General features: G+C 41.0%; 16 protein-coding genes and 3 tRNA genes. 9 read left to right on the top strand and 10 right to left on the bottom strand.

The features are described from left to right. Positions 1-216: 216 nt before the first annotated feature. Entirely contained in the window at positions 217-855 is a 639-nt protein-coding gene (locus AB7E53_RS05225) for a SagB/ThcOx family dehydrogenase (protein ID WP_446774571.1), read from the top strand. Positions 856-1,010: 155 nt separating this feature from the next. Beyond that, a complete protein-coding gene (locus AB7E53_RS05220; RefSeq protein ID WP_446774569.1) occupies positions 1,011-2,183 on the top strand; it encodes an ATP-binding protein in 1,173 nt (390 codons plus the stop codon). A gap of 138 nt (positions 2,184-2,321) precedes the next feature. Here the strand turns inward: AB7E53_RS05220 and AB7E53_RS05215 are convergent, their stop codons facing one another. Then, complete coding sequence (locus AB7E53_RS05215) at positions 2,322-2,726, bottom strand: putative quinol monooxygenase (protein WP_446774567.1); 405 nt, start codon at positions 2,724-2,726, stop codon at positions 2,322-2,324. A gap of 390 nt (positions 2,727-3,116) precedes the next feature. Between AB7E53_RS05215 and AB7E53_RS05210 the strand changes: the two genes are divergently transcribed. After that, a complete protein-coding gene (locus AB7E53_RS05210; RefSeq protein ID WP_068183104.1) occupies positions 3,117-3,560 on the top strand; it encodes a hypothetical protein in 444 nt (147 codons plus the stop codon). 104 nt (positions 3,561-3,664) lie between these two features. Here AB7E53_RS05210 and AB7E53_RS05205 read toward each other — a convergent pair whose 3' ends face one another. The 5 genes from AB7E53_RS05205 to AB7E53_RS05185 all read right to left on the bottom strand — a co-directional run bounded on the left by AB7E53_RS05205 (position 3,665) and on the right by AB7E53_RS05185 (position 8,892). Next, complete coding sequence (locus AB7E53_RS05205) at positions 3,665-5,389, bottom strand: toprim domain-containing protein (protein WP_446774565.1); 1,725 nt, start codon at positions 5,387-5,389, stop codon at positions 3,665-3,667. Then, positions 5,386-6,780: a replicative DNA helicase gene (locus AB7E53_RS05200; protein ID WP_446774563.1), complete on the bottom strand. Its 1,395-nt coding sequence runs from the start codon at positions 6,778-6,780 to the stop codon at positions 5,386-5,388. Before AB7E53_RS05200 ends, AB7E53_RS05205 begins: the two co-directional genes overlap by 4 nt. After that, complete coding sequence (locus tag AB7E53_RS05195) at positions 6,773-7,267, bottom strand: hypothetical protein (protein ID WP_446774561.1); 495 nt, start codon at positions 7,265-7,267, stop codon at positions 6,773-6,775. The genes AB7E53_RS05200 and AB7E53_RS05195 overlap by 8 nt, the downstream gene beginning before the upstream one ends. Positions 7,268-7,611: 344 nt before the next feature. Then, complete coding sequence (locus AB7E53_RS05190) at positions 7,612-8,133, bottom strand: hypothetical protein (protein WP_446774559.1); 522 nt, start codon at positions 8,131-8,133, stop codon at positions 7,612-7,614. 531 nt (positions 8,134-8,664) lie between these two features. Then, complete coding sequence (locus AB7E53_RS05185) at positions 8,665-8,892, bottom strand: DUF4248 domain-containing protein (protein ID WP_176134068.1); 228 nt, start codon at positions 8,890-8,892, stop codon at positions 8,665-8,667. 241 nt (positions 8,893-9,133) lie between these two features. Between AB7E53_RS05185 and AB7E53_RS05180 the strand changes: the two genes are divergently transcribed. From AB7E53_RS05180 to AB7E53_RS05165, 4 genes are all read left to right on the top strand, one after another. Beyond that, positions 9,134-9,565, top strand: coding sequence for an HU family DNA-binding protein (locus AB7E53_RS05180; RefSeq protein ID WP_079683869.1), 432 nt, complete (start codon positions 9,134-9,136; stop codon positions 9,563-9,565). A 151-nt stretch (positions 9,566-9,716) separates the two neighbouring features. Beyond that, positions 9,717-10,187, top strand: a complete 471-nt coding sequence (locus tag AB7E53_RS05175; protein WP_446774558.1) for a glucosaminidase domain-containing protein — start codon at positions 9,717-9,719, stop codon at positions 10,185-10,187. Positions 10,188-10,220: 33 nt separating this feature from the next. Beyond that, complete coding sequence (locus tag AB7E53_RS05170) at positions 10,221-10,631, top strand: hypothetical protein (protein ID WP_446774556.1); 411 nt, start codon at positions 10,221-10,223, stop codon at positions 10,629-10,631. 152 nt (positions 10,632-10,783) lie between these two features. Next, positions 10,784-11,422, top strand: coding sequence for an ATP-binding protein (locus AB7E53_RS05165; protein WP_446774554.1), 639 nt, complete (start codon positions 10,784-10,786; stop codon positions 11,420-11,422). A gap of 367 nt (positions 11,423-11,789) precedes the next feature. Here AB7E53_RS05165 and AB7E53_RS05160 read toward each other — a convergent pair whose 3' ends face one another. From AB7E53_RS05160 to AB7E53_RS05145, 4 genes are all read right to left on the bottom strand, one after another. Continuing rightward, positions 11,790-12,335 carry a hypothetical protein gene (locus tag AB7E53_RS05160; protein WP_446774552.1) on the bottom strand — a complete coding sequence of 182 codons (546 nt, stop codon included), beginning with the start codon at positions 12,333-12,335 and terminating at the stop codon, positions 11,790-11,792. Positions 12,336-12,571: 236 nt separating this feature from the next. After that, positions 12,572-12,644 (bottom strand) — tRNA-Gly (locus AB7E53_RS05155). 54 nt (positions 12,645-12,698) lie between these two features. Continuing rightward, positions 12,699-12,782 (bottom strand) — tRNA-Leu (locus AB7E53_RS05150). 4 nt (positions 12,783-12,786) lie between these two features. Next, positions 12,787-12,862 (bottom strand) — tRNA-Gly (locus tag AB7E53_RS05145). A gap of 239 nt (positions 12,863-13,101) precedes the next feature. Here AB7E53_RS05145 and AB7E53_RS05140 point away from each other — a divergent pair. Then, complete coding sequence (locus AB7E53_RS05140) at positions 13,102-15,966, top strand: RHS repeat domain-containing protein (RefSeq protein WP_446774550.1); 2,865 nt, start codon at positions 13,102-13,104, stop codon at positions 15,964-15,966. Further along, the gene (locus AB7E53_RS05135; protein WP_446774548.1) at positions 15,942-16,421 is read left to right on the top strand and encodes a hypothetical protein; all 480 of its coding nucleotides are present in this window, start codon (positions 15,942-15,944) and stop codon (positions 16,419-16,421) included. Before AB7E53_RS05140 ends, AB7E53_RS05135 begins: the two co-directional genes overlap by 25 nt. Positions 16,422-16,971 lie beyond the last annotated feature (550 nt).

The following is a 16,971-nucleotide window of genomic DNA, read 5'->3' as shown; positions in this document are numbered from 1 at the left end:
TGGGTCTGTGAACTTATAAATTCATTTTTTGGCAAATATACGACGATTAACTAGTGTGTACCTATTATTTCGGTTAAAGAAGGCTAACGTTTTGCTTAAATTAGTTATTATTCATTATCAAATCTTTTATTTTATGTAGTAAGTATTAAGAAAATGTAAATCCGCTTTTCTTTTTATTTACTATATTTGTTGTTTAACCACTAAAATCAAATCCCTATGAAGCTGTATGTTCTAATCTTTATGGCGTGTTGTTTTTCTATCGGTCTTTCTGCTCAGGGCCTGGAAGAAATAAAGTTACTTACACCCGATAAAACCAGGGGTAGCTCCATGATGCAGGCTTTTGCCAACAGGCATTCCGACCGTGTTTTTGCCAATAAAAAATTATCTGTTAAAGATCTTTCGGACCTTTTGTGGGCTGCCAATGGTGTAAACCGGGCCGATAAAGGGATGCGTACCGCACCTTCGGCATTAAATAAGCAAGACATCGACGTGTATGTGGTCCTTGCCGAAGGAGCTTATCTGTACGATGCCAAGGCGCATACCCTAAAGCCTGTGGCCAAGGGAGATTACAGACCCTTGCTGGCCGGAGGGCAGGATTTCGTGAATAAGGCACCTGCCTGTCTGTTGTTAGTTTCGGATTTATCCCGTTTTGGCGAAGAGAAGGAGTATACCCGGATGATGGCTGCAATGGATGCCGGTATAGTTTCGCAAAACATCAACCTGTTTTGTGCCGGAGCCGGGCTAAGCACCGTACCCCGTGCATCGATGGACCAGGCCGGACTACGAAAAGCCCTCAAATTAAAGGACTCTCAAATCCCGTTGATGAATAACCCCGTTGGTTATCCGGTTAAATAACAACATATAAAGTACTTTCCGTACCCGCCAGCAAAGGAATAAATGCCGGCAAACTAAAAACTGCACAATCTGTTGTGCAGTTTTTGCCTATTTCTGCTTGTTGCATTGTGCAATATTAGCTATATTTGTGCAAATAATCTGTAAAAGAGATAGATATGGACAGTTTAAATAGAATATTCAGGGCATTGTTGGATAATACCAATACAGACTTTGTGCGTTATCTTCACGACACTATTTTATGGGATAGCAGGCTTATCGCTATACTTGGTGCCAGAGGTGTTGGTAAAACTACATTGTTGCTGCAGCATATAAAATTATATGATAATGTGGACGATACACTATTTGTTACTGCCGATGATCTCTACTTTGCTACGCATACACTTTACGATCTGGCGTTAGAATTTTATCAAAACGGTGGTAAAAAGCTTTATATCGACGAGATTCATAAATACAATGGGTGGTCTACGGAAATTAAAAACATCTACGATCAGATACCCGGACTTAAAATTGTTTATACCGGTTCTTCCATATTGGATCTGGAGAAGGGAGGGGCAGATCTCAGCAGACGTAAGCTGGAATATCATCTTAATGGTTTATCTTTCAGAGAGTTTTTATCCATTGATAGAGGGATTGAATTACCTGTTCATTCATTGGACACCATTTTAGCCAATAAAATTGAGTTTCCTTTTGATAAAGCTCGTCCTTTAGCCCTGTTCAAAGAGTATTTGCAATACGGATTTTACCCCTTTTATAATGATAGCGGGTATTATATCCGGTTGAATAGCGTTTTGAATCAGACACTTGAGAATGATATCCCCAATTTTGCCCAGTTGAATGTTTCGACTGCCAATAAATTAAAGAAACTACTCTATATCATTGCGCAAAGCGTGCCTTTTAAGCCAAATTTCTCAAAATTATCCAGAGATCTGGATGTAAGCAGAAATACGATTCCTGATTTAATTTTCTATCTGGAAAAAGCCGGAGTACTGAATCAGCTCAGAGACGATACCAGAGGGATAAAGCTTTTAGGTAAAGTAGATAAAATCTACCTTAACAACACAAATCTTGCTTATGCAATATCTAATTCTGCTCCCGAAATAGGGAATATAAGAGAGACGGTTTTCTTTTCGCTGATGCGAACCACTCAGGAGGTTACTACATCTGCCGTTGCTGACTTTTCCATTGGTAAATACACTTTCGAAGTGGGAGGTAAGAATAAAGGTCAGAAGCAGATAGCAGGAGTAAAAGACTCATTTATTGTAAAAGATGATATTGAATACGGTTATAAAAACATACTCCCATTATGGGCCTTTGGTCTTACCTATTGACGTTTAAAACAAAAACTGCACAATCTGTTGTGCAGTTTTTGCCTATTTCTGCTTGTTGCGTAGTGCAATATTAGCTATATCTTGGCAAAACTCCTTGTTATAGCTTACACTGTGTGGCCCGATATCGGAGCGTGTTGTTTATTTTAATTTACGGAATATCTCGGGCATGGCCGAAGGATTCATAGGAGTCATATCCACCAGATCGAGCTGTTTCACCATATGGAGCGTACCTTGCTTGTAGGTTTGGAAATGCTTCGTACCGATATGGTGCCGGTAAGCCTCCTGACTGGCATAAATCTCGAGGATGCGTATCTGACACGAGTCGCGCTTCTGAATCATGGGATAGATGGCAATTACTCCGGGCTCTTCTTTCACGGAGGTAGCCCCCACATTAAGTGCAAACTCCAGGTATTCGTCCAGGTACTGCGGATATACCTCTATTTCCGAAATACGCACCAGCATATCTTTATCCGATTGCGCTGTTACTGCTGTCATGGTAAGCATAATAGTTCCTATTACAAGAATAATCTTATTTATAATCATATAATTTCCTATTACTTAAATAGTTTAATAGAATTGTTGTCCTATTGCAAATTTACCTATAATATTGGTAAAATTGAAAGCCACCGTTTTCTTTTCTTTGCCACCCTTTAATAAATCTGTATTTTACAAATTCACTTTTCAAAAGTGAATTTGTAAAATATTGTTGAGGCGATTAGTATGCTTGTAACAATCGCAAATATTGTCTGTATGGTTTGCTTTATTTTGATTTCAACCAAATGTTAATAACCATCTTCAGCTCTGGGAGTTAGGGATGGTGAGAGGTCATGAATAAACTAATTATTTATTTTTTCTGAAAAATAGATAAGTAATTAGTTGCAGAATTGGAATGTTTGGGCCATCTTTGCGGAGTATAACAAACAAATTATTATTATGAAAGTCAAAGAATTTTTTGCCAAAACCGAGTTATCATGCGAACACTGTGGAGAAAACCTGTTAGCAAATCCTGCATCAGGTATAATTGTTACCTGGAGAAGTGAACAAAACTCACCAAACGGAAAAGAAATATACCAAAAAGCATATTATTGCTGTAAAGGAGAGTGCGATAAAGAGATGACGAAGAAATCGAAGGCTGTAGGTCTAATCTATAGCGGTTGGGAAGATCTGTCGGTTTACTTTAATCCCCTGACTTATATCAACAAGAATGTATTGTGGATGGATGCCATCAATCAGGGTGTAACGTTTAAACCTGCTGCGTTCGACAAGATGATTAACCTGTTTACGGTTGCTTTTACAGAAACTTCAAGAGAGCTGACAAGTAAAGAGGCGGAAGAAGTCAAAGATCGCTTAGAAAACGGAATCGATCCCATGCTATAAGGGCTGATTCTGTTTAAAGCAAATTGTAGTAAAATTTAAAGCAACCGGTCGGTGTTGTAATTTCTGACTTAGTTAGACGTTGCCCCGACCGGTTCTTTCATTTTTTATTTAATGCGTATTTGTTTGTTGTAGGTGCCGTGGGGCCTGTTCAGTTCCTTGTACAGGATGTTAAGGCGTTTGCTGGCGTGTACAAGCCTTTGGAGCACTTCGGTCCGTTCGGGTTTGTTGGTGGTATAGAAGAGTATCCCCATCAGGTGATCCATCTCCATCCGGATTTCTGCTTCCAACCTTTCCAATCTGGGGCGCTCCACCTGGTTTTGCTGATGCAAGGCTATCACTTCCAGTTCGTCGTCGCAGAATAGAGCCACCCGTATATCGCTTTCTCCGGATTCATCATCAAGGGTTCCTCCAAAAAGATGCTCCTGTTCTGAAATCCTTCCGTTATGCTGACTTACCAGGTAATCGTGCTTTTCAATGCCCGACCTTAATGCCTGAGATCGAGATCCAACGATTGATGATTCCCCAAAGCTAGCGTTTAATGGCTGAGTTTGCGGACTAGCTGACCCATTCCCTTGATCAGATGCTTTTACATGATCCTGATCAGGATCGGAGGGTTGTTGTTCAGTCTTATCGTTCTGCCTGTCCGATATCAAGCTTGGTGCTTCGCTTGTGTTCCGTGTTGAAGGAGATACTGAAGGAACCAACCTTACATCCGATGTTGTAAGGTCCTGCCTTTTTCTTCTCCTGTTGTAGGCACTTTCGCGGAAGATGGTGCAGAAGCCCTCTTTGCCGTATCGGTGGAATAGGGAGTCGGGGTCTTCGCCTTCGGGAAGGAGGCAGTTCATCACCATAAAGCCGGCATCTGCCAACTGTTTTTCGATGCGGGCAGCGGCATTTTGTCCGGCTTCGTCTCCATCAAGCACCAATGACACCCGGCGAGCATATCTTTTTAGTAGCTCTATCTGATCGTCGGACAGGGCAGATCCGCACAGGGCAACCGTGTTTTGATAGCCTGCCGCATGCATGGCGATGCAATCCTTCGGGCCCTCTACCATGTGAACTAGTCCCTCGCTCAGGATGTGATCTATGGCCTGATACAGTCCGTATATAACCCGGCTCTTGTTGTACAGAGCATTGTTGGCGCTGTTGATATACTTGGGTATACCTTTGCCATCTACGGAATTTACCTGCCCAAAGTACCGGCAGGTAAAGCCCACCAGTATGCCCCGTTCGTTGTGGATGGGGAAGGCGATGCGTCCCTTAAACTGGGTAAAGCCTTGTGGGGGATATTGCCGTACCATTCTCACACCAAAGTTCACATAGGCTTCGGAGAGACCTCCGCAGTCGGGTACATAGCCGTAGCATGAATTGGCAAACGCTCTGTTTTCCTGCTCCATGGCCCGGAGTTGTTCCGGGGTTGCTTCGGATTCGGGCGCTTTCGGTGTAGCCTGCGGTGTTTTCAATGGAGCAAAGAATCCCTCAAATTCTATAGGGTTTTCACTGAACTGCCCCTTTGTTTCAGTGCTTTCTGAAGATTGATCAGACGGGCCGCCATGGCGTGCGCATAGCAGTTTGAGGGCTTCGGGGTACGAGCACGACTCCTTTTCCATTACAAAGGTAGCTTTGTCGCCCCCTTTGCCGCAGGGGAAGCAGTGCCACAGCCCTTTGTGGTTGTCTAACTTCAGCGAGGGATGGGTGTCGTTGTGGAACGGACAGCGCATCAACGCTTTACCATTGGATTTAAAGTGTACGGATCCGTACCAGTTCACCACCGTCTCGAGGGTAAGATGGTCTTCCACAAATTCAGATTGTTTAGAGTGCTTTTTCATTGGTCCGGATAGATTTGTTGAATTTTAGATTTCTTTTTATTGAAAGAGATAAAATCCCATAGTTTGGTAAATGTTTTATTGTGCCTGAAGTTTGCATGGCCGATGCCTCCGTTTCGGTTTTTAAGGAGCAGCAGCTTGGCGATGCCCACCAGATTTTCGCCGGTGTCCTCATCCTTGGTGATGCCTAAACGGTCGGGGCGGTATACAAACATCACCACGTCCGAGGTCTGTTCAATAACCCCCGAGTTGCGCAGGTCCGACAACACCGGAATCTTTGCTTTACCTGCTCTGTGCTCAATCTCGCGGTTCATCTGCGACACCACGATTACAGGAATGTTGCAGCGCACTGCCAGATCCTTCAGGGCATTGATGTTCCGACCGATGGCCTCGTCGGTTGTACCCCCTTTCTCTACCGGAGCCGATATCAGCTGCAGGTAGTCCACAGCCAGCATGTCGCACTTGCCCCGCTTGCAGGCCAGCATGGTTTCGGTAACGATGCTCTCGATGCGGGCGTTCCCCATGTAGCGGATGTCCAGCTTCAGGTTGGTAAGCTCCTCTTGCAGCAGACGTTCCACCTCCATTTCCTGACCTTCGGTAAGCACCCCGCGGCGCAGCAAGTCGGGGTTGATGTCCGTAAGCATGGCAATGGAGCGGTTGGCCGTATCGTAATCGCCCATTTCGTGGTTCACCAGCCGCACGTGGTAGCCCTTTTTGGCAATCTCCTGCAGGATGTGCAGCGTCACCATGGATTTACCTTCGGAGGGACGAGCCGCCAGGGTGTAGATCTCACCCGGAAAGAAGCCTCCGCCCGTAAGCTTGTCGAACTCCGTAAAGCCCGAAGGGATGGCGCGGCTATCCAGTCCCAGCGCCCGGTTCTTGCGGAAATCCTTCAGGTTGGACGCTACAATCTCGGCCAGCGGGCGTGCCTCGTTACCTGTGTCGGTATCGTTGCAAATTTTATCCACTCCGGAATGCAGCGTGCCCAGGATGGAGGTGATGGGCGTGCCCACATCGGTAAGCGAAAGCTTAACGGCATTAAGGTGCTCGGTAAGTCGGAACCGGATGTAGCTGTCTTTTATCAGCAGCGCATACTCCGTAACCTGCGACGAATCCCTAGCCATGGTGAACAGCTCCGGGTCATAGGCCAGCCCGTTCATCTGCAGGAACAGCTCGCGGTCCATCTCCTGCATGGTGCGGTCTATCAGGTTGTAGTTGGTACGTTTGCCCTGTTCGAACAGGTGCACGATGGCCTTGTAGATAAATCCCAGCTCGCGCGAGCTGAACATGTCGGCCTTCAAAAATCCAATCACGTTGGTAATAGCCTCGGTGTTGGCAAGCAGGCAGGCAACTACCGCTTTTTCGTGGGTGATTCCCGTGTTTTTCTCAATCATTGCTCATAAAATCTAAAATGTGTCCTTTCAATGAAAACGTGGTGTTAGACGCTTCCGTTTCTCTCTCTTTCTGTCTCTTTTTGCCGGATCCCCCTTCCGAAGAACTTTCCTGTTTGGGTTTACCGGCGATGGAATCGTAGTACAGCATGCCGATGTGCGAGATGCCCTTTATGTTTTCCACCTCGATGAGGTAACGTTCCTTGAGGCGGTTTAACACATCGCGGACTTTCCAAATTGTAAGTCCGAAGGTTGCCGATAGTTCCTCCTGGGAGCAGATCACCTGACCCCTGTGGCAGGTTAGTTGCTTGTTGTCCCGGACTACCGTGCCGGTGGCAAAGTAGCTTCTGGAAAACAGGAAAAGATACACATTGGCCAATAACTGCTCTGTGGCATTTGTGCAGTAAAGGTCGTTCAGCACTTTTCGTGGTACCCTTACGTAGCCCGATTCCAGCAGGCTGTTCAAATAAAATAGATCAAAATCTCTCAAAACGCTGTAATTTAGGTGTTTAACAAATATAACTTTTCTGGTTCTCAAAAAACCGCAGGCCAAACCGCAGGTCTTTTCCCTGCATTGATGCGGGTTTGGAGGGTGTCCTCCGCAGGTCAAACCGCAGGCCCTATATTAATATATAAAGAATATTTCTGTATAAGGCTACGCTTTAAAACCGTAAATCCGTTGCCGCTGCAACTCAGGAACCACCTCAAAGAACAGTTTAAATATTGGATAATAAAAAATGGAGAATTCTCATATTTTAAAATGTTAAAGCCCTTTATTGAATAGGCTTTTGGTAAAAAATGATATGAGATTGATTTTCCCATTTTCAGCCATTTTTAGCCGGTCTCCTTGATTGTCATGCTAATCATATTTGTGATATTACTTATCAGATTTAACTTCTTGTTTTTCTTGAATTTATGCAGACAATTGTAGATGTGTGCATCTTTCGCGTTAAGAACAAAATTGGTTTGTAAGAAGCATACCATTTTCTTTATGGTATAGTCTTCAAACACTCCGTCGTCCAGCAGTTGAGATACGCAGAAGTATAGTAACATCCTCTTATTCCGTGGGATAGAGATTGGTTTATTGTCTGCTTCGGCGCTGATATAGTAACTGCTTGCTTCTTTGCCGAACTCGGTCAAAAAGCAGATGGAAAGCTGTTGCCAGTGCCTGGAAGAGTGCTCCTGATATTCGAAAGCCCAGGAGATAAGTCGCAGGATGATTCTCTTTTTTAAGCGTATGTCTGTAATAGCATTTATACGCTCTTTGAGATGCTTTAAAGTAGGCTGATTCTGATTACATATTTTGTGAATTAAAATAATGCCGTAATCGTTATTATTTAAGTTAAATTCGCACATATGCTATCGAATTATAGTTGATTTTAATGATAGTTAACATATTGACGTTTTGTTATATTAGTATAAATATTTGTTCTGATTTTTTGTAATTTCTTATTTTATTCCGCTAATCACCTTTCAAAAGGAGGTATTCATTGTGTTTGGGCCATTCTATTTCTTGTGCCGGGAAGCTTTTTTAGCTTCCGAAAGGACATAAAAGTGGCCGTTCACGCCATTTTCTTTCGTTTCCAAAAGCTGTATGGAGTGATTTTCTACCTAAAAAAGGATTAAAACCGGATAGAAAAGGAACGTTTCCCGGTGATAAGAGAGGTGTTCCATAAAGATAAAAGAGCGTTTTTGAGAGATACCTGATCCTGTTTTCAAGGCTATAAGATCGTTTTTTCAAAGATATATGTTTGACAAATCAAAGATATAGGATTGAACTTTCAAAGATATATGATTGGAAAGCCAAAGATATATGAATGAATTCTCAAAGATATAGTATTGAAAACGGAACGGTAACTACATTTCAAAACGTTCTTTGAGGGGTGCTTAGGGTGGCCCGAGGCATTCAAACAGCAGGGCGATTTGTTTGGGACTGAACCGTCGCTGACCTTTTTGCCATCCTGTCTCTTGCAGACGGGACACTAGATTGGGATGCCTTAGCATCCAACGAAGCAACTGTTTGGTGGCAGCCGACACCGAGAGCGAGGGTGAGTACAATTGGCTGAGTTCAGACAAAGAGTAACTCTTAACAGGTATTTCTTCTGTGTTTTTCATTAATTAGATATTAAGAATTAAATACAAACAAATATACGTAAAATTATTTATATTGGCAAATTATAGTGCTGATATTTAGGAAATAAAAGCATCTTTTTAGCATATTTCGGACATATTCTCCCATAAACTGCACTAATTGCACATAGGTGTCTGTTTTGCGCAAACAGGCAGGAGGGTGGATGTATCTTTGCATTGTTACGTAACGAAAAGATTTCATTAACCCTTAAAAATTAAAAAGCGTATGTCACTAAAATTTTCACTTGTGCACCGTAAGGATATGACCAAAGGTGCTCCTGCCGATCGCAAATTGTATTATGGTTTAACCCGTGTTTCCAGCCGATTGGACCTGGAGAAGTTGTGCGATGCCATCGCCTCTCGAAGCACTGCCAGCCGTGGCGACATCAAGTTGGTGCTTGAAGGTCTGATCTATGAGATGTGTAGCAAGCTGACTGAAGGGTACTCTATTTCCCTCGGCACCTTTGGTACCTTCCGCATCACCAACGGTTCGAAAGGAGTTGCCACTCCGGAAGAGTTCAACGCCAGCATGTTCAACAAAGGACGCATCACCTTCAGTGCCGGAACGATGCTTCGCGGTGCACTGAAAGACCTGAAGTATGAAAAGATGCAGGTGGTAACTGTGGAAGAAAAGTGCGATAAAGAGCACGTGTATTAATCCCTCATTGTACCCCCGGATACCGGTGCCGGGGGTGCAATTTTGTATTCACATCCTGCGGATTCCAAGTGGCCCGTTTTGCAGCCTATTGTCCCGGGGATACAAATCTCAATTTTGAATTACAAGGTTTAAAAACAAACAAGATATCAATATGCTGAAAGAAATATTTGTACAGAGTTATTACCCCCAGGTAAAAGAGGCGGGAATAAAATATGGCATTAACCCGGTGGTGCTGCTGGCCCAGATCGCCATCGAAACAGGGTGGGGCGAGTCGGTGCTGTGTAAAGAGCACTTTAACTTCGGTGGCCTGACGGGCTTCGGCAAACCTAGTGAGTTCTGGCCGGGCACCAAAGTGCAGCTATGCGAAAAGGGACTTACCTACCGGAGCTACCCCGATGCCAGAAGTGGTATCCTGGATATGGCCCGCCTGCTGCGCTCATCCTATGCCTCTGCCTGCAACGTAAGCAACGTGCCTGCAGCCTACGCCCAGGAGATAGCCTACAGCCGCTACATCAGCGAGGTAAACGGCGACAACCGTCAGAACTACAAGATGCTGCTGGTAAAGCTATCGGCAACCATGAGTAAGCTGATAGCGCTGCAGTTTCCAGAACATAAAGATTGATTCTCAACACAACCCCTTAAAACAAACAGAAAGATGAAACAAGTAAAACAGATCATTGAATTTATTTTGGTAGTGGCAAGCTGCTTTTTTCGGAAAAGGAAACAGCCGAAAGTCCACCCTTACGTTCCTGAAGATCCTTATCCTCCTGGCACTTGTAATGGAAGAAAAGGAGATTGCCCTGGCTGCACTGGGTGTAATTGTAACCCTCAGTCAGAAGCCGCCTCCGGACAATCCCAAGCCTACAGGCAAAACAGAACTTCCGATCAAAGGGCAGTTTCGGGACAATCCAGCACCTCCGATCACTCCGGCGATAGAAGCCAGTACGATGTTACTTCCAACGAAGGAGCTAACGGAACCACCTCTGCCTCCGGAGCCGCCAACCTGCTTGGCTGGTGCTTGATAGCAATAGCCGGCACCAGTTATCTGTATAAGTTGCTGGTATAGTAGTTGGTTTTATGTAAGAATGGTCCGGCTCACGAGAGTCGGACTTTCTTGTTTTTATATTCAGTGGATTTTGTATTCTTCCATATATTAAAGCCGTTTATAGAAATGTTTTATTGGAGCATCGTGAGTTTTCGTGTGCTTATCCAGCTACGATGACAATCTATAAAGATGTGGTGGTTACAGAGAATTGGAACAGGCCTTATATGATGGGGCGTATCTCGTTGGAAAATCTGAAACCGCATCCCAAAAATCCTACTATCGCCAATTTCTTTAAACAGCTTGGCTGGGTGGAAGAATTGGGTTCTGGCATACGAAAAATGTACAAGTATTGCCCTATCTATGTAAAGGATGCTTTGCCTGTCATTGAAGAGGGAGATGTATTTAAACTTACAATCAGACATGAGCCATTAAATGAGCCATCAAATGGGCCATTAAATAAACCATTAAATAATAGGCATTATGTTGATAAGCAGGAAGATAGTTGTTCTGATGAAGATGCCGATCATGAAAATGGCCTTATAAATGACCCTATAAATGACCCTATAAACGATACTATAAATGATACTATAAATGATACTATAAATGATACGCAATCATTAATTTTAAATCTGATAAAAGAAAGACAAGGGATAGATAGAAAAGGAATTTCAATTGAAATTAAAAAGACGCTTGTAACTGTTTCCCGGTATATCGCCTCACTTAAAGCTCGCAACTTGATTGAATATAGAGGATCCCGTAAAACAGGAGGTTACTATCTAATCACTAAAAGAAAGCAGGATAACTCTAAATAATTTAGGTTCTTTTAATGGAGAAACCTGCTTGGCTGGTGCTTGAAAGCAGTAGCCGGAACCAGTTACCTGTATAAATTATTGGCGTAGGGTATAAATAGAATAGGATATATCTCTATACACAATAATGTCCGTGCAATGTAATGTAATAAATGAATTATTCTACTTAGTCGGACTTTTTTGCGTTTTATAAAGTCTATGTTATAGTTAAATGGAATGAGTTCTGAATATAAGTATCGTTAGGGTTGAAAATAGTTCTTTATTATATACCTAAAGAGTAGAAATATAAAACAAATTCAACCAAAATAACTTTTCCTTTTTGTAACCTGGTCTACTACTTCCAATGCAAAAGTTTGAGTTTAAAAATGCATTACATTGATAATTCTATCAGTATCATTTGATTATTAGGTAGTGATATGGATGTGTTTTCAGTGTCTAATATTATTTTATCTTTAAAAATTTGACCTTTGAACTCTAATTCAATTTGTGTCTGGCGGTTAGGAATAATATATTCAGCATTTAGATACGGATTAGCTATTGCGTTATAAGTTGTATCGTTACATAAATCTGTTTTTTTAACGAGAATACTAAAGGTGATATTTTCATTTTCAATTTTAAGATTATTTATTTTAACTACAAAATATCCGGGTGTATACCCTTCGCGTGCAGAATCAAACAAATCTGTATTACCATAGAATAAAGAAGTTCCATCTTGTAAGAAAGCAATAGAAAAGACCTCATCATTACTGTTTCCTTTGCTTTTAAATAATTTATTTTGCGAATCCCAAAAAGAATTGTTGCTATTTATTTCGAAACAAAATCTCTCGGCATGTAACAAATTATTCGCAACAAAAACTTCTGAGCACAAACACAAAATTGATAATATATGGATAGTTTTTATGATGATTCTTTTCATGATATTTAATTTTGGATAACAGTGTTGTAGTATTAAGTCCATAAAGTTATAATTTTTATTGACCTAAGATTTTTATTTTTTATAAATCAGCTCTTAGCTTCTTAAAATTGAGTTTTTTACTCGTAAAAATTATTATACCAATCCTAAACTTTGCTTTCACCAGATTGAAATAAACTTCAAGGTCATATCTGTATAGTTAAAAAGGGTACCCAAAACTTTTTGGATACCCTTTTGTGAGCGAAAGACGGGACTCGAACCCGCGACCCTAACCTTGGCAAGGTTATGCTCTACCAACTGAGCTACTTTCGCAATATGTCAATTTTAAAGCAAATCCTGATAAATAAGATTATTTACCAGGATTTGTACCCGGAGCGGGACTTGAACCCGCACAACTGCAATAGTCAAAGGATTTTAAGTCCTTCGTGTCTACCATTCCACCATCCGGGCGGCCTGGAGCGAAAGACGGGACTCGAACCCGCGACCCTAACCTTGGCAAGGTTATGCTCTACCAACTGAGCTACTTTCGCATTACTTGTTTGCGGTTGCAAAGGTAGATAACTTTTTTATATGAGCAAATTTTTAAGGAAAAAAGTTAATAAAAACCTTGTTGAAACCTTAATTGGGAAAGTCTCAATAACTACCTATATCTTGATTGAATCTTTTTTATTGAATAAAAACAATCGATTGTTTATTTAGTAAAGTTTAGCTTAATCAATATGGAATTACGGATATTTGGGGAAATGTAACCACATATGAATACGATGGTTTGGGCAGGCTTAAAAAGTCGAATTATCCGGATGGTACGCAGGCTGTTATTACCCGCGCCTGGAGTTCCGATGCAAACAGCGTTTTTAGTATCACAAAAGAAGAAACTGGTAAACCAAGCCAGACTACTTTTTATAATTCACGTGGACTAGAACTACGAACCAGTAGTCAAAGATTCGATAATACGCGAATTCTTACAGATAATATATATGATAATGCAGGTCGTCTTACCAAGACATCGTTACCTTTTAAAACCGGAGCCGCTACACTATGGAATACTTATGAGTATGATGTGTACGGACGATTGAAACAGTTGAATTATGCTTCGGGGAAAAGCGATGTTTATACTTATGCCGGAAATAGCATAACAGAGACAAAAGACGGAATTTCCATTACCAGAACATATAATGCTAAAGAGGAATTGATTGGTACCAGTGATCCTGCAGGTTCAATTACTTATCAGTTGCGACCGGACGGACAACCATCTTCTATTACAGCTCCCGGTACCATTGTAACGCGTTTCTCGTATGATGAATATGGCAGACAAACGGAAATAAATGATCCGAGTATAGGTCTGAAATCCTATATATATGATGACGCAGGAAATATTAAATCTGAAAAAGATGCCAATGGAAAAGAGAAGTTGATGGAATATGATCCGTACGGACGAGTTACAAAGCGTATTTTGCCAGAATATGAGACAACGTTTACATATGATGGTTACGGAGCCCTGAAAAGTGAGAAATCCAGCAACGGCACTTCCAAATACTATGACTACGATGGCTTTGGGCGATTGCTTTTTAGTCAGGAAAATGTAGATGACAGATGGGGAGGTTATAACTATAATTATTCGCCGACAACCGGAAATTTGGAGTCAAAAGATTATATCTCTTCTACCGAAGGGTATGTTGTTACAGAAAATTATACGTATCAGTATGGTACTTTGACGGAAATTAAACGAGATGGACAAACTTCTATCTGGAAATTACAGTCTGAAGATATTTTTGGCAGACCAACACAGATTGCTACCGGTCCGCTAACCCGTACTTATTCATACAACAGCTACGGGCTTCCTACTTCAAGTAAAGCAGTTAACTCGGGAGGAACTGTTATTCAGGATTATGGAATGTTGTTTAACCCTGTAACAGGTAATCTATCAAGTAGGGGAGACCACAAAAACAACAAGTACGAACATTTCCAATATGACAATCTGAATCGCTTAACGCATGTATATTCAGCCACGTCTTTAACTTCGGGTATGGCATCTAACCCAAAATCTGTTTACAACTATAATGCCAACGGCAATATGGAAAGCAAGAGCGATGCAGGAACATACGCTTACGAGAATGCGGCTAAACCATATGCGGTTACATCTGTAACATTAAGCGGTAATGCCATCCCCGTAAGGCTTCAGGAGATAACATATACCTCTTTTGAGCGACCGTCTGTGCTTACCGAAAATGACTACATGGCAACCTTTACATACAATGGGTCAAATGATCGGTCAAAAATGGAGATTAAGCGATACAATAATAGCCAGATTCTCCGTTATTATCTAAATGGAAGTCATGAAGTGGATGTAACTCCGGCGGGAGAGAAGGAAAGACTTTATTTAGGAGGCGATGCCTATTCTGCCCCGGCAGTTCTTGTTAAAGAAAGCGGGAGTTGGAATGTGTATTATATTTGCCGTGACCACTTAGGAAGTATCACCCAAATAACCAATGGCAGCGGAGTAATGCAGCAGGAGCTTAGTTACGATGCGTGGGGCAGGTTAAGAAACCCGGGTACACTTGCAGTATATGCCCCGGATACCGAACCGACGTTGTTTTTAGGACGTGGATATACCGGTCATGAACATCTTACTATGTTTGGGCTTGTAAACATGAATGCCCGATTGTACGATCCGGCTGTAGGCAGATTCCTGTCGCCCGACCCATATGTGCAGATGACCGATTTCAGCCAAAACTATAACCGGTTTAGCTATGCAATGAATAATCCGCTTGTATATATAGATCCAGATGGAGAAAATCCATTATTTATTGTTGGAGGTGCATTAATTGGTTCTTATATCGGAGCTTCAATTAAGGGCGGTTCTTTTAATCCTACCAAATGGCAGGGAGCCTGGTGGCAGGGAGCTTTATGGGGAGGTGCTATTGGTGCTGTTAGTGGAGCTTTGGTTGGCTCAATGTGGGCTGCAGGAGGAATTAATCTTATTATTTCAGGAAATGTTTACAACTTATCTGTACCTTTGGGGTCTGTGTCTGTATCATCCGCAGGTTATGGTTCTGTATCATTAGGTACCGGTATTTGGGGAAGTGGAGGCCTTGTCTATACATTTGGAAATAAGAAAGAAAGAAAAGATATAACTCCTTTTGATGTTGGAGTTGAGTGGCTTACAGGGACAGGACCAAGGGAACGGACTTTTTATAGTGGAGATTATTTCACCGAACTATTAAAACAGCATGATTTTCTTCAGTCTGTAAGAAATGATATTTCATCTGATTTGCAAATTGGGAAATATGAAGGAAATGAAAGCTATAATTTATCTGGAATTCAAGGTATAGGGAAATATGCAAAGGATTATTCAACTTTGGTAACAGGAGGCTATTTTGGTAATCTGGCTGTTACTTATTTAGGTTCTTATAACATAGAATGGGAAGCTTTATCAGTAGGAAAGAGTAATGCTTTTGTGAAGTTTACTGTAAAAAACTCTTCATCAATTGCATCTGGATTTCGACCACCTGTTATTGGATATTATAATTGGTGGAATAAATATGTTGGAGAGCCTCTAAATCAAATTTTCTCAACAGGTGCTATGTCAAGGACAAAACAAAGATTTATATGGACGGAAAAAATAAACTATTAATAATTTTGAGTGTTGGAATTGTTCTTTTGATTTCAATAAATTCGTGTAGTTCCCATTTCCCAAATGAAAGTGACATGGTTGGCCAATGGGTAGCCGATAATAATGCTGTTTTAGAGTTTCATAAAGATTCATCTTTTACTCTTAAGGACTTAGATTCTAAATGTTGGTTATTAGATGATAATATTTATTATTCTGATTCTATATTGATCAACGGAGAAGGAAAATGGTCTTTACGTAGACGATCCTCCACAGAAATAGCTTTAACGTTGTTTTTTGAAAAGATGTCTGTAATGAATAAATTGACAGCAATGGAGAAAGAAATTAAACCAAATAATTATACGGTATCCATTCAAGGAACTACAAAGATAATGCTTTATACACCTTCTTGGACTATATATATATCTGATGGAGAAGAACTTAATTCGTATCGTTTTTATAAAATTGATGAAAAGTAAGAGAATGAATAAAATATTGATATTATACTAAATTTTTTAGAATCACTAAAGTATCCGGTTAAACTAAAAAAGTTTGATAAACTAGGCTTTTACAACGATATGAAAATCTTTTTTATTAATAAAGGGTTGATAGATGTAAATAGTTAGTTTTTACAACCGTAGATTCTAATTGGTTATTTTATTTTTGCATGTACCAGATAAAGGATTCTCGGTTCGATAATAAATATATGTTATAAATCGGATTGAGAATCCTTGTTTTTGGGATTATAGAATTGGAAATATCTTAACGAGAATAATTTATCCGCTACTTTCTCTTTTCAAGAGCACTATCGTTTTGAGCAATAATAAATCTCAAAATCCGTTTAATATTTAATTAATGATGTACATTATGAAAAAAATGAATCTTATTAAAGGAATACAGTATATAGTACTCCCTCTTTTTCGACCACTTGATCAGCCTTTTACCTATATGAAGGCCTTTTAATATTTTTATTCGTTTTTTTCTTTTCAATGCTTTTTTAAGGTATGAGTAGATTCATGCAAGGCCAGC

The organism is Macellibacteroides sp. (assembly GCF_050251695.1).
Lineage (GTDB): Bacteria > Bacteroidota > Bacteroidia > Bacteroidales > Tannerellaceae > Macellibacteroides > Macellibacteroides fermentans.
This window is presented reverse-complemented; position numbering and strand designations above follow the sequence as displayed.